This window comes from Streptomyces sp. NPDC002671 (genome assembly GCF_053592475.1).
In genome coordinates, this window is the sequence record NZ_JBSFVU010000022.1 from 108,197 (window position 1) to 120,844 (window position 12,648).

Below are 12,648 nucleotides of genomic sequence, written 5' to 3' on the forward strand. Positions count from 1 at the left end.
GAGTGCCAGGCGGACGATCCGAAGGGCCCAGGGGACGACGTGCTGGAGGTGCGCGCGAATGCTGAGTGAACGCAGGCTTCAGGTGCTGCGCGCCATCGTCCAGGACTACGTGGGCACCGAGGAGCCGGTGGGCTCGAAGGCGCTCACCGAGCGGCACAACCTCGGCGTCTCCCCGGCAACCGTGCGCAACGACATGGCGGCCCTGGAGGACGAGGGGTTCATCGCGCAGCCGCACACCAGTGCGGGGCGGATCCCCACCGACAAGGGCTACCGGCTGTTCGTCGACAAGCTCGCCGGCGTCAAGCCGATGACCGCGCCCGAGCGGCGGGCGATCCAGAACTTCCTGGACGGCGCCGTCGATCTCGACGACGTCGTGGCGCGGACCGTGCGGCTGCTCGCGCAGCTCACACGGCAGGTCGCCGTCGTGCAGTACCCGTCGCTGACCCGGTCCACCGTGCGGCACGTGGAACTGCTCTCGCTCGCTCCCGCGCGCGTGATGCTCGTGCTGATCACGGACACCGGCCGGGTCGAGCAGCGGATGGTCGACTGCCCGGCGCCGTTCGGCGAGTCCTCGCTGGCGGATCTGCGGGCGCGGCTGAACAGCCGGGTCGCGGGGCGCCGGTTCACGGACGTGCCGCGGCTGGTCGAGGACCTGCCCGAGGCCTTCGAGGCCGAGGACCGCGGCACGGTCTCGACGGTGCTCTCCACACTGCTGGAGACGCTCGTCGAGGAGAACGAGGAGCGGCTGATGATCGGCGGAACCGCCAATCTGACCCGCTTCGGGCATGACTTTTCCCTCACGATCCGGCCGGTGCTCGAGGCGCTGGAGGAGCAGGTCGTGCTTCTCAAGCTCCTCGGCGAGGCGAAGGATCCGGGCGTGACCGTGCGCATCGGGCACGAGAACGCCCATGAGGGACTCAACTCCACCTCCGTCGTGTCGGTCGGCTACGGTTCGGGCGGCGAGGCAGTCGCCAAGCTCGGCGTGGTCGGACCGACCCGCATGGACTACCCGGGAACGATGGGAGCGGTACGCGCAGTGGCACGGTACGTCGGACAGATCCTGGCGGAGTCGTAAGTGGCCACGGACTACTACGCCGTTCTCGGCGTGCGCCGCGACGCGTCGCAGGATGAGATCAAGAAGGCGTTCCGCAGGCTCGCGCGCGAGCTGCATCCGGACGTCAACCCCGATCCGAAGACCCAGGAGCGGTTCAAGGAGATCAACGCCGCTTACGAGGTGCTGTCGGACCCGCAGAAGAAGCAGGTCTACGACCTCGGCGGCGACCCGCTCTCGCAGTCGGGCGGGGCCGGTGCGGGCGGCTTCGGGGCAGGTGGCTTCGGCAACTTCTCCGACATCATGGACGCGTTCTTCGGTACGGCGTCGCAGCGCGGCCCGCGCTCGCGCACCCGGCGCGGCCAGGACGCGATGATCCGCATCGACGTCGAGCTGGACGAGGCGGCCTTCGGGACGACCAAGGAGATCCAGGTCGACACGGCGGTCGTCTGCAACACCTGCAACGGTGAGGGCGCGGCGCCGGGCACCTCCGCCCAGACGTGTGACATGTGCCGGGGCCGCGGTGAGGTCTCGCAGGTCACCCGGTCCTTCCTGGGCCAGGTCATGACCTCGCGGCCCTGCCCCCAGTGCCAGGGCTTCGGCACGATCGTGCCGAACCCGTGCCCGGAGTGCGCCGGCGACGGGCGTGTCCGCTCCCGCCGCACTCTTACGGTGAAGATCCCGGCCGGTGTCGACAACGGCACACGGATCCAGCTCGCCGGTGAGGGCGAGGTCGGGCCGGGCGGCGGTCCCGCCGGTGACCTCTACGTCGAGATCCACGAGCTGCCGCACCCGATGTTCCAGCGGCGCGGCGACGACCTGCACTGCACGGTCACCATCCCGATGACGGCGGCGGCCCTCGGCACGAAGGTGCCGCTGGAGACGCTGGACGGGATGGAGGAGGTCGACATCCGGCCCGGTACGCAGTCCGGGCAGTCGATCCCGCTGCACAACCGCGGTGTCACGCATCTGCGGGGCGGCGGGCGGGGTGACCTGATCGTGCACGTCGAGGTGCAGACGCCGAGCAAGCTGGATCCGGAGCAGGAGCGGCTGCTGCGCGAGCTGGCGAAGCTGCGCGGCGAGGAGCGTCCGCAGGGGCAGTTCCAGCCCGGGCAGCAGGGGCTGTTCTCGCGGCTGAAGGACGCGTTCAACGGTCGCTGACCGTTGCCGAGGCCGAGGGTTCAAGGGGCTTCGTCCCTTGAACCCTCGGCCCTGCTCGGTCGGCCGAGAAGTGGCATGTGCCAGGGGGAAGGTTGGATTCGGACTTGTTCGAAGGACGTGACAACATGCGGTCATGTCCTCCGCACTGACCGATCTCTTCCCCCACCCGATCGTGCAGGCCCCCATGGCGGGCGGTGTCTCCGTCCCGCAGCTCGCCGCCGCCGTCTCCGAGGCCGGTGGTCTCGGGTTCCTTGCCGCCGGGTACAAGACCGCCGACGGCATGTACCAGGAGATCAAGCAGCTGCGGGCGCTCACGAGCCGCCCCTTCGGCGTCAACGTGTTCATGCCGCAGCCCGAGTATCCCGGTGCAAGCACCGGCTCCACCGGAGCGGCTGACGCCGCGCCCTCTTCTGGCGCCGTCGAGGTCTACGCCCACCAGCTGGCCGGTGAGGCCGCCTGGTACGAGACCGAGCTGGGCGACCCGGACAGCGGACGGGACGACGGCTACGACGCCAAGCTCGCCGTCCTCCTCGACAACCCGGTGCCGGTCGTCTCCTTCCACTTCGGCATCCCGAGCCGGGACGCCCTCGACTCCCTCCGCCGCGCCGGGACCCTCACCCTGGTCACCGCCACCACCGCCGAGGAGGCCCTCGCGGTGGAGCGGGCCGGTGCGGACGGGGTGATCGCGCAGGGCGTGGAGGCCGGCGGCCACCAGGGCACCCACCGGGACATCCAGGAGAACGACGGCTCCGGCCTCGGACTGCTGTCCCTGATCGCCCAGGTCCGTGACGCCGTGAGCATCCCGGTCGTCGCCGCCGGCGGCATCATGCGCGGCAGCCAGATCGCCGCTGCCCTCGCGGCGGGTGCGAGCGCGGCCCAGCTGGGCACCGCCTTCCTCGCCACCACCGAGTCCGGTGCCAGCCCCCTGCACAAGCAGGCGCTCACCAACCCCCTGTACGCGCGCACCGAGTTGACCCGTGCGTTCTCCGGCCGCCCGGCGCGCGGACTGGTCAACCGGTTCATGCGCGAGCACGGCCGCTACGCCCCCGCCGCCTACCCCGAGATCCACCACCTGACCTCGCCGCTGCGCAAGGCCGCCGCCAAGGCCGGTGACCCGCAGGGCATGGCGCTGTGGGCGGGCCAGGGGCACCGCATGGCCCGCGAACTGCCCGCCGGGCAGCTGGTGGAGCTGCTGGCGGCCGAACTCGTCGACGCCCGGGCGGCGTTGTCCGACGGAGGCGCGCGATGACGGCCCCCGTCTTCGTCGTCGAGCACTTCCGCGCCGAAGGCAGCGGCCACTACGTCCTGGACGGCCCCGAGGGGCGGCACGCGGTCTCCGTGAAGCGGCTCCAGGCCGGCGAGGAGGTCGTCCTCACCGACGGCAACGGGCGCTTCGCGGTGTGCGACGTGATCGGCACCGAGGGCAAGGACCGGCTGATCGTCCGCATGAGCACCGTGGAGGAGGAGCCCGAGCCCTCGCCCCGGATCACGGTCGTCCAGGCCCTGCCCAAGGGCGACCGGGGTGAAGTCGCCGTGGAGACCATGACCGAGGTCGGCGTCGACGCGATCGTGCCCTGGCAGGCCGCCCGCTGCATCACCCAGTGGAAGGGCGACCGCGGTCTGAAGGCCCTCGGCAAGTGGCGGGCCACCGCCCGCGAGGCCGGCAAGCAGTCCCGCCGGGTCCGCTTCCCGGAGGTCGCGGACGCGGCAACGACCAAGCAGGTTGCCGCACTTCTCGCCAAAGCCGATTTCGCCGCCGTGCTCCACTCCGACTTCGAGCACGACAGTGCGCCGCTCGCCGCCGCCGAACTCCCCGACCAGGGCGAGATCGTGCTGGTCGTCGGGCCCGAAGGAGGCGTGTCCCGCGACGAGTTGGCGCTTTTCGAGGGGGCGGGTGCGCAGGCCTGCGTGCTCGGTCCTACCGTGTTGCGTACGTCCACTGCCGGCACCGCCGCGGCGGCCCTCCTCCTGGGACGCACCGGCCGCTGGTCCTGACCGACAACGGGGGAACTCCATGGAACTCGCCCAAGTCCGGCTCCTCGTCACCGACTTCGCCGCCTCCTACCGCTTCTACGCCGACACCCTCGGCCTCAAGCCGCAGTCGGGGGCGACCGAGGGGCCGTACGAGAAGTTCAGCCCGCACGCCGGCTCCGCCGGAATAGCCCTGCAGGACCGCTCGATGATGGCCGAGGTCCTGAACGAACTCGGCGACACCGCCACCGGCCACCGCTCCCTGGTGGTGCTGCGCGTGGACAACCTCGACACCTACTGCGACGAGATCACCACCCGGGGCGCCACCCTGATCCACGGCCCGGCCCCCATGACCGACCGCATGCGCGTCGCCCACCTCAAGGACCCTGAGGGCAACCTGGTGGAACTCCAGGAGTGGCTCCTCCTGCGCAGCTGACGGCGACACCGGGCAGCAGGGCCCATCCGTCCACCTCACCGGCCTCCAGGCCGAGCCGCCGCACGGCGTCGGCGAAGGCCCGCACGACTCCCGGCTCGTGCAGATTGACCGTGTGCCCGCGGTCGTCGAACACGAGCCCGGAGTGCGTGTACGCCCCGGCGGCGACCCCGTGGAACACGATCCGGGTGGCGGCCCCGTCCCGGTGCAGCGACAGGATCTCCTGGCAGGTCCCCGCGTCGTCGTGGCGGTGCCGAACGGTCCACCGGTACTCGGTCCCGTCCTCGACGACCAGCCGCCTGAGCCTGCGTTCGCTGCGCATCGGGCCAGCGTAGACGGGACCGGACGGCCGTCACCCGAAGGTGATGTTCCCGAACGTGTGAGTGGCCGCAAGTGGCCTACCGCCCCGGCCGGGCCGGTGGCACGCTGCACTTCATGGGGGCATTGAGACGGAACGGGCAGCGGACGGGGAGCGCGCGGGTCGTGGCCATTGCGGGGCTCGCGGTGGTCGCCGGGGGTGCGCTGGTGGCGTGTGATCCGGGCGGGCTGAGTTCCGCGTCGGCCGCGTACACCACCAGTACGACCGCGAGGGCCGAGCTGAAACGGCAGCACGTGGACGTCAGTTGGCTCAACTGCACCGGCCGGGGCGGTGACCCGCCCGGCAGGTCGCACTCGCCGACACGGCGCACCGTCGTCTCCGTCGACTGCCAGGGCCGTACCGGCGACGGGCGGAAGATCACCGTCACCGGGAAGGTGACCAAGGCCGTCGACGGCGCCTGTGTGCGCGGCGATCTGACGGCCAGGGTCGGCGGCAGGCAGGTGTTCCACGTCAGCGGGCTCGGCGACTGCAGTTCCAAGCCCGGCCCGTCGTACCGGCCCTCGTACAGGCCTTCGTACAAGCCGTCCTACCGGCTGCCCGGCGGGTCCCGGCCCACGGTGACGGTCACCGTCACCCGCACCCTCTGGTGCAAGGGCGACCCGACCTGCTGGCCGGCGCAGGGCAAGTGATCGGAAACCGGGGCGGGAACCGCCGGGCGCTGCGTAGGCTGACCAGGTGACTCAGGGCGCTACGACGGACTCCTCGGCATCCCCGACATCCTCGGCCTATCTCCGGTTCCCCCACCTGCGCGGCGACTTGGTGACCTTCGTCGCCGAGGACGACGTCTGGCTGGCGCCCCTCGACGGCGGCCGGGCCTGGCGGGTCAGCGCCGACAACAGGCCGGTGACCCACCCCCGGATATCCCCCGACGGAACCTCGATCGCCTGGACCTCCACCCGGGACGGCGCGCCCGAGGTGCACGTCGCCCCGGTCGCCGGCGGTTCCGCCACCCGCCTCACCCACTGGGGCAGCCGGCGCACCGCCGTACGCGGCTGGACCCCGGACGGGCGGGTGCTCGCGCTCGGCGCGCAGGGCCGGCCCAGCAGCCGCCCCTGGGCGCACGCCGTGCCGCTGGACGGCGGACCGGCCGAGACCCTGCCCCACGGGCCCGTCGGCGACGTGGCGTTCGGCCCGGCCACCGTGCTCCAGTCCGCGACCATGGGCCGCGAGGCCGCCCACTGGAAGCGGTACCGGGGCGGTACGGCGGGCAAGCTGTGGATCGACCCCGACGGCACCGGCGCGTTCGTACGGCTGCACGCCGAACTGGACGGCAACCTCGAGTGCCCGGTGTGGGTGGGCGAGCGCCTCGCGTTCCTCTCCGACCACGAGGGCACCGGCGCCCTGTACTCCTCCCTCGCCGACGGCTCCGACCTGCGCCGGCACACCCCGCATGGGGGAGGCTTCTACGCCCGGCACGCGGCCGGCGACGGCAGCCGGGTCGTGTACGCCTCCGGCGGCGAACTATGGCTGCTGGACGACCTGGAGGGCGCCGAGCCGCGCCGGCTCGACGTCCGGCTCGGCGGGCCCCGGCTGGACCTGCGGCCGTACCCGGTGAACGCCGCCCGCTGGTTCGGGGCCGCCTCCCCCGACCACACCGCGCGCGGCAGTGCCGTGTGCGTGCGCGGCGGCGTCCACTGGGTCACCCACCGCTCCGGGCCCGCCCGCGCCCTCGCCGCCACCCCCGGCGTCCGCGCCCGGCTGCCGCGCACCTTCCGCGCCGACGGCGAGGAGTGGGTGGTGTGGGTGACCGACGCCGAGGGCGACGACGCCCTGGAGTTCGCCCCCGCGACCGGGACCGTACCCGGCGCCACCCCGCGCCGGCTGGCCGCCGGACAGCTCGGCAGGGTCCTGGAGCTGGCCATGGCGCCCGACGGCAGCCGGGCCGCCGTCGCCGCGCACGACGGGCGGCTGCTGCTCGTCGAGCGGGAGACCGGCGAGGTCCGCGAGGTCGACCGCTGCGACGACGGCGAGGTCTCCGGTCTGGCCTTCTCGCCCGACTCCGCCTGGCTGGCCTGGGCCCACCCCGGCCCGCGCCCGCTGTCCCAGCTGCGCATCGCCCACACCACCGACCTGTCGGTCACCGAGGCGACCCCGCTGCGCTTCCAGGACTACGCGCCCGCCTTCACCCTCGACGGCAAGCACCTCGCCTTCCTCTCCAACCGCGCCTTCGACCCGGTCTACGACGAGCACGTCTTCGACCTGGCGTTCGTGGTCGGCGCCCGCCCGCACCTGATCACCCTGGCCGCCACCACCCCGTCCCCGTTCGGCCCGCAGCGGCACGGCCGCCCCTTCGAGACCCCCGACAAGGACGAGACCCCCGACAGCGAGGGCACCCCCGCCACCCGGATCGACCTCGACGGCCTCGCCGACCGGATCGTCCCTTTCCCGGTGGAAGCCGGCCGGTACTCCACGCTCCGCGCCGCCAAGGACGGCGTGCTCTGGCTGCGCCACCCCGTCCACGGCGTCCTCGGTGCCTCCCGCGCCCATCCCGAGGACCCCGACCCGCACACCGAGCTGGAGCGCTACGACCTCGCCCAGCGGCGCCTGGAGCACCTGGCCTCCGACGCCGGCCACTTCGAGGTCAGCGGTGACGGCAAACGGGTCCTGCTGTGGACCGACAGCCGCCTCCGGGTCGTCCCCAGCGACCGCCGCACCGGCTCCGACGACGACGGCGACAACAGCGTCGGCGTCGACCTCGCCCGCGTCCGGCAGACCGTCGACCCGGCCGCCGAGTGGCGGCAGATGTACGACGAGACCGGCCGGCTCATGCGTGACCACTTCTGGCGGCCCGACCTCGGCGGCGTCGACTGGACCGCCGTCCTCGACCGCTACCGCCCCCTGCTGCACCGCCTCGCCACCCACGACGACCTGGTCGACGTGCTGTGGGAGGTGCACGGTGAACTCGGCACCTCGCACGCCTACGTCAGCCCGCCCGGCCGGTACCGCGGCGGCCCCCGGCAGGGACTGCTCGGCGCCGACATCTCCCGCCACCCGGACGGCAGTTGGCGCATCGACCGCATCCTGCCGTCGGAGACCTCCGACCCGGACGCCCGCTCCCCGCTCGCCGCACCCGGCGTCGCCGTACGGCCCGGAGACGCGATCGTCGCCGTCGCCGGACACCCCGTAGACCCGGTCACCGGCCTCGGCCCGCTGCTCGTCGGCACCGCCGGACACCCGGTGGAGCTGACCGTCTCCCCGGCGGGCGGGGGCGAGCTACGGCACACCGTCGTCGTGCCCGTCGCCGACGAGGAGCCCCTGCGCTACCACGCCTGGGTCGTCGGCCGCCGCGCCCACGTCCACGCGGCCTCCGGCGGCCGGCTCGGCTACCTCCACGTCCCCGACATGCAGGCCCCCGGCTGGGCGCAGATCCATCGCGACCTGCGCGTGGAGGTCGCCCGCGAGGGGCTCGTGGTCGACGTCCGGGAGAACCGGGGCGGGCACACCTCCCAGCTCGTCGTGGAGAAACTCGCCCGGCGCATCATCGGCTGGGACATGCCGCGCGGCATGCGGCCCACCAGCTACCCGCTGGACGCGCCCCGGGGACCGGTCGTCGCCGTCGCCGACGAGTTCTCCGGCTCCGACGGCGACATCGTGAACGCGGCGATCAAGGCCCTCGGCATCGGCCCGGTCGTCGGCACCCGCACCTGGGGCGGGGTCGTCGGCATCGACAGCCGCTACCACCTGGTCGACGGCACACTGATCACCCAGCCGAAGTACGCGATCTGGCTGGAGGGTTACGGCTGGGACGTCGAGAACCACGGCGTCGACCCGGACGTGGAGGTCGTACAGCGCCCACAGGACTGGGCGGAGGGGCGAGACGCCCAGCTGGACGAGGCAGTGAGGCTGGCGCTGGAGGCGCTGGAGACGGCGCCTGCGAAGACACCGCCGACCATGCCCACCTGAGGGGCGCGGGACTGTATCGATATGCGGCTCCGCCGCGATGGGGGTACCTCCCTGCTCGAACGTAGTTGAGAGCTTGGGGGAGCGACCAGCCCCCACCGACCTGCAGCCGACCGACTACCATGCCCCCGTACTGATCACCGGCGAAAGCGAGCGCAGCGCAATGGCGGGAGAACCGCAGGACGACTGCCTGTTCTGCAAGATCGTCGAGGGGCACATCCCGGCGACGATCGTCCGAGAGACGGAAACCACCGTTGCCTTCCGGGACATAAACCCCCAGGCGCCCACACACGTCCTGGTGATCCCCAAGGTGCACTACAAGAACGCGGCCGAACTCGCCGTCGCGGAACCGGCCGTCGCCGCCGACATACTGCGCGAGGCGCAGGCCGTCGCCGACGAGGACAAGCTGGAGAGCTATCGCATCGTCTTCAACACCGGCAGCGGCGCGGGCCAGACCGTCTGGCACACCCACGCGCACGTCCTCGGCGGCCGTGGCATGCAGTGGCCCCCCGGATAAGTCGCCATGTCGGTCCGTGAATTGGTGGTCCTCGGCACCGCCAGCCAGGTCCCGACCCGGCACCGCAACCACAACGGCTACCTGCTGCGCTGGGACGGCGAGGGCATCCTGTTCGACCCCGGCGAGGGCACACAGCGGCAGATGCTGCGCGCCGGGGTCGCCGCCCACGACCTGAACCGGATCTGCGTCACGCACTTCCACGGGGACCATTCGCTGGGCCTCGCGGGCGTCATCCAGCGGATCAACCTCGACAAGGTCCCGCACGAGATCACCGCCCACTACCCGCGTTCCGGTCAGCGCTTCTTCGACCGGCTGCGGTACGCGACCGCATACCGGGAGACCGTCGAGCTGACCGAGGCACCCGTGGACGCCGACGGCGATCTCGCGGTGACCCCGTCGTACACCCTCGAGGCCCGCAAGCTGTCCCACCCCGTCGAGTCCTACGGCTACCGGCTGACCGAGCCCGACGGGCGCCGCATGCTGCCCGAGCGGCTCGCCGAGCGCGGGATCAAGGGCCCGGACGTGGGCCTGCTCCAGCGCGAGGGCAGGCTCGGGGACGTGACCCTGGACGAGGTCAGCGAGGTGCGGCGCGGGCAGCGGTTCGCGTTCGTCATGGACACCCGGCTGTGCGACGGGGTGTACGCACTCGCCGAGGGCTGCGACATGCTCGTCATCGAGTCGACCTTCCTCGACGAGGACGCCGAAATGGCCGTCGACTTCGGGCACTTGACCGCAGGGCAGGCGGCGGCCGTGGCGCGGGACGCCGGTGTGCGCCACCTGGTCCTCACCCACTTCAGCCAGCGCTACTCCGAACCGGAGGAGTTCGAGCGGCAGGCACGGGCGGCCGGCTTCGAGGGCGAGCTGACCGTGGCGCACGACCTCCAGCGAGTGCCGGTTCCGAAACGGCGATAAAACGCCCCGTACGATGCTTTGATGCCCCTTCCGAAAGCAGAACTGCACCTCCACATCGAAGGCACCCTGGAGCCCGAGCTGGCGTTCGAGCTGGCCGCCCGCAACGGCGTGACCCTTCCGTACGCGGACACGGGCGAGCTTCGCAAGGCGTACGACTTCGAGGACCTCCAGTCCTTCCTGAACCTCTACTACGAGCTGATGGCCGTCCTGCGCACCGAGCAGGACTTCGCGGACCTGGCGAACGCCTACCTCGCCCGAGCCGCCGCGCAGGGTGTGCGGCACGCGGAGATCTTCTTCGACCCGCAGGCCCACCTCGCCCGGGGCGTGGCCATGGGCACGGTCGTGGAGGGGCTGTGGCGGGCGCTCGGCCGCAGCGGGGAGAACCACGGGATCTCCACCCGGCTGATCCTGTGCTTCCTGCGCGATGAGTCCGCCGAGTCCGCCATGGCGACCCTGGAGGCGGCCAAGCCGTACCTGGACCGGATCACCGGCATCGGGCTCGACTCCGCCGAGGTCGGACACCCGCCGGTGAAGTTCCGGGAGGTGTACGAGGCCGCCGCCGCGCTCGGGCTGCGGCGCGTGGCGCACGCCGGTGAGGAGGGGCCGCCGGAGTACATCACCGAGGCCCTGGACGTGCTCGGCGTGGAGCGCGTCGACCACGGGCTGCGCTGCATGGAGGACCCGGCGCTGGTCGAGCGGCTGGTGCGCGAGCGCGTCCCGCTGACCCTGTGCCCGCTGTCGAACGTCCGCCTGCGCACCGTGGACACGCTCGCCGACCACCCCCTCCCGGCCATGCTCGACGCCGGGCTGCTGTGCACGGTCAACTCCGACGACCCGGCCTACTTCGGCGGCTACGCGGGCGACAACTTCCACGCCGTGCGCGCCGCCCTGGGCCTGACCGAGGACCGGATGCGCGAACTGGCCCGCAACTCCTTCCTCGCCTCCTTCCTGGAGGACGACGAGGAGCGGCGGGCCCGTTACCTGGCCGAGGTGGAGGCGTACGAGTTCGGGTGACGACGGCCCGGCGTGGGAGGCACCCCCAGGCCTGCCCGCTTTCGCTCCGCGTCCGGGCGCCTTCTGTGTGATCGGCCGTGCCGGGAGTGTGGTGTGGTGCACACTGGCCAGGTCCGCACCACCGCAGGGAGCGCACCGTGAGCCCGTCCCGCACCATCGCCGGAGAGGAACCCGAGCACCTCACCCGGGCAGCGCGCTGTCAGGCCCAGGTCGATCCGCTCGCCGCCCTGCGCACACCGGGCGACCCGCCCTGGGACGTCTACCTCACCGGCACGGTCTTCCTGGACATCATCTTCACCGGCCTGGACTCCGCGCCCGTGCGCGGCACCGAGTCCTGGGCCCGGGGCATGGGCTCCAGCCCCGGCGGAGTCGCCAACATGGCCACCGCGCTGGCCCGCCTCGGCCTGAAGACCTCCCTGGCCGCGGCCTTCGGCGACGACCACTACGGCGACTACTGCTGGAACGCGCTCGAACAGGGCGAGGGCATCGACCTCACCGCCTCGCGGACCGTGCCCGGCTGGCACTCCCCGGTGACCGTGTCGATGGCCTACGAGGGCGAGCGCACCATGGTCTCCCACGGTCACGAGCCGCCCCCGGAGGCTGTGCTCATCCAAGAGGGCGCCCCCGACTGCCCGCCCCGCGCGCGGGCCGCCGTCGCCTCCCTCACCCCTGGCAGCCGGGCCCACTGGATCGCCCGGGCCGCCCGCGAGGGCACCCGGATCTTCGCGGACGTCGGCTGGGACGACACCGGCGCGTGGGATCTGGGCGGGCTCGCCGATCTGGAGCACTGCGAGGCGTTCCTGCCCAACGCGGAGGAGGCGAAGCGGTACACGGGCGCCGACTGCCCGCGGCTTGCTGCGCACGCCCTGGCCGAGTACGTGCCGGTGGCCGTGGTGACGCTGGGGCCGGAGGGGGCGTACGCGGTGGACCGGCGGACCGGGGAGGCCGCCGAGGTGCCCGCGATCGCCGTGGAGGCGCTGGATCCGACGGGGGCGGGGGATGTGTTCGTCGCCGGGTTCGTGACCGGGTCCCTGGCGGGGTGGCCGCTGGCGGACCGGCTGGCGTTCGCCGGGCTTACGGCCGCCTTGTCGGTGCAGGAGTTCGGGGGGTCCCTGTCGGCGCCGGGGTGGTCGGAGATCGGGGCGTGGTGGCGGCGGGTGCAGTCCCTTCCGGGGCAGGACCCGGCGGCGTTGCAGAGGTATGCGTTCCTTGAGGGGCTCGTTCCCCAGCAGCTGGACCGGCCCTGGCCGCTGCGGCGGGCTGTGCCGACCATCGGGTTCCGGCGGGCCGGCTGACCCGGTTCGCTGAGC

The 12,648-nt window shown here is 72.6% G+C and carries 12 protein-coding genes; 11 read left to right on the forward strand and 1 reads right to left on the reverse strand.

Translation table 11 applies throughout. The features are described 5' to 3' along the window. Positions 1 to 58 precede the first annotated feature (58 nt). The 5 genes from hrcA to ACWD35_RS30300 all read left to right on the forward strand — a co-directional run bounded on the left by hrcA (position 59) and on the right by ACWD35_RS30300 (position 4,619). Positions 59 to 1,075 carry a heat-inducible transcriptional repressor HrcA gene (gene hrcA / locus ACWD35_RS30280; protein WP_451354501.1) on the forward strand — a complete coding sequence of 339 codons (1,017 nt, stop codon included), beginning with the start codon at positions 59 to 61 and terminating at the stop codon, positions 1,073 to 1,075. Continuing rightward, the gene (gene dnaJ, locus ACWD35_RS30285) at positions 1,076 to 2,212 is read left to right on the forward strand and encodes a molecular chaperone DnaJ (RefSeq protein WP_451354502.1); all 1,137 of its coding nucleotides are present in this window, start codon (positions 1,076 to 1,078) and stop codon (positions 2,210 to 2,212) included. A gap of 133 nt (positions 2,213 to 2,345) precedes the next feature. Beyond that, the gene (locus ACWD35_RS30290) at positions 2,346 to 3,461 is read left to right on the forward strand and encodes a nitronate monooxygenase (protein WP_451354503.1); all 1,116 of its coding nucleotides are present in this window, start codon (positions 2,346 to 2,348) and stop codon (positions 3,459 to 3,461) included. Continuing rightward, positions 3,458 to 4,207, forward strand: coding sequence for a 16S rRNA (uracil(1498)-N(3))-methyltransferase (locus ACWD35_RS30295; protein ID WP_451354504.1), 750 nt, complete (start codon positions 3,458 to 3,460; stop codon positions 4,205 to 4,207). Before ACWD35_RS30290 ends, ACWD35_RS30295 begins: the two co-directional genes overlap by 4 nt. 19 nt (positions 4,208 to 4,226) lie before the next feature. Beyond that, entirely contained in the window at positions 4,227 to 4,619 is a 393-nt protein-coding gene (locus ACWD35_RS30300) for a VOC family protein (protein ID WP_451354505.1), read from the forward strand. Here the strand turns inward: ACWD35_RS30300 and ACWD35_RS30305 are convergent. Continuing rightward, positions 4,561 to 4,938 (reverse strand): hypothetical protein, encoded by a 378-nt coding sequence (locus ACWD35_RS30305; protein WP_451354506.1) that lies wholly within the window; start codon positions 4,936 to 4,938, stop codon positions 4,561 to 4,563. The two genes, ACWD35_RS30300 and ACWD35_RS30305, sit on opposite strands and share 59 nt — an antisense overlap. 113 nt (positions 4,939 to 5,051) lie before the next feature. On the opposite strand from ACWD35_RS30305, the gene ACWD35_RS30310 reads away from it, so the two are divergent. The 6 genes from ACWD35_RS30310 to ACWD35_RS30335 all read left to right on the forward strand — a co-directional run bounded on the left by ACWD35_RS30310 (position 5,052) and on the right by ACWD35_RS30335 (position 12,633). After that, complete coding sequence (locus ACWD35_RS30310; RefSeq protein WP_451354507.1) at positions 5,052 to 5,624, forward strand: hypothetical protein; 573 nt, start codon at positions 5,052 to 5,054, stop codon at positions 5,622 to 5,624. Between the two features lie 127 nt (positions 5,625 to 5,751). Continuing rightward, the gene (locus tag ACWD35_RS30315; RefSeq protein ID WP_451354553.1) at positions 5,752 to 8,898 is read left to right on the forward strand and encodes a S41 family peptidase; all 3,147 of its coding nucleotides are present in this window, start codon (positions 5,752 to 5,754) and stop codon (positions 8,896 to 8,898) included. Between the two features lie 160 nt (positions 8,899 to 9,058). Further along, on the forward strand, positions 9,059 to 9,412 hold the full coding sequence (locus tag ACWD35_RS30320; protein WP_451354554.1) for a histidine triad nucleotide-binding protein: 354 nt from the start codon (positions 9,059 to 9,061) through the stop codon (positions 9,410 to 9,412). A 6-nt stretch (positions 9,413 to 9,418) separates the two neighbouring features. Continuing rightward, positions 9,419 to 10,324, forward strand: coding sequence for a ribonuclease Z (locus ACWD35_RS30325; protein WP_451354508.1), 906 nt, complete (start codon positions 9,419 to 9,421; stop codon positions 10,322 to 10,324). Between the two features lie 21 nt (positions 10,325 to 10,345). Beyond that, positions 10,346 to 11,338, forward strand: a complete 993-nt coding sequence (locus tag ACWD35_RS30330; RefSeq protein WP_451354509.1) for an adenosine deaminase — start codon at positions 10,346 to 10,348, stop codon at positions 11,336 to 11,338. A gap of 155 nt (positions 11,339 to 11,493) precedes the next feature. Continuing rightward, positions 11,494 to 12,633: a carbohydrate kinase family protein gene (locus ACWD35_RS30335; RefSeq protein ID WP_451354555.1), complete on the forward strand. Its 1,140-nt coding sequence runs from the start codon at positions 11,494 to 11,496 to the stop codon at positions 12,631 to 12,633. Positions 12,634 to 12,648: the final 15 nt, after the last annotated feature.

Excerpts from the sequence above, each read along its gene's own strand:
- hrcA (WP_451354501.1), top strand. The coding sequence starts at position 59 with ATGCTGAGTGAACGCAGGCTTCAGGTGCTGCGCGCCATCGTCCAGGAC.
- ACWD35_RS30290 (WP_451354503.1), top strand. The coding sequence starts at position 2,346 with ATGTCCTCCGCACTGACCGATCTCTTCCCCCACCCGATCGTGCAGGCC.
- ACWD35_RS30295 (WP_451354504.1), top strand. The coding sequence starts at position 3,458 with ATGACGGCCCCCGTCTTCGTCGTCGAGCACTTCCGCGCCGAAGGCAGC.
- ACWD35_RS30300 (WP_451354505.1), top strand. The coding sequence starts at position 4,227 with ATGGAACTCGCCCAAGTCCGGCTCCTCGTCACCGACTTCGCCGCCTCC.
- ACWD35_RS30305 (WP_451354506.1), bottom strand. The coding sequence starts at position 4,938 with ATGCGCAGCGAACGCAGGCTCAGGCGGCTGGTCGTCGAGGACGGGACC.
- ACWD35_RS30310 (WP_451354507.1), top strand. The coding sequence starts at position 5,052 with ATGGGGGCATTGAGACGGAACGGGCAGCGGACGGGGAGCGCGCGGGTC.
- ACWD35_RS30320 (WP_451354554.1), top strand. The coding sequence starts at position 9,059 with ATGGCGGGAGAACCGCAGGACGACTGCCTGTTCTGCAAGATCGTCGAG.
- ACWD35_RS30325 (WP_451354508.1), top strand. The coding sequence starts at position 9,419 with ATGTCGGTCCGTGAATTGGTGGTCCTCGGCACCGCCAGCCAGGTCCCG.
- ACWD35_RS30330 (WP_451354509.1), top strand. The coding sequence starts at position 10,346 with ATGCCCCTTCCGAAAGCAGAACTGCACCTCCACATCGAAGGCACCCTG.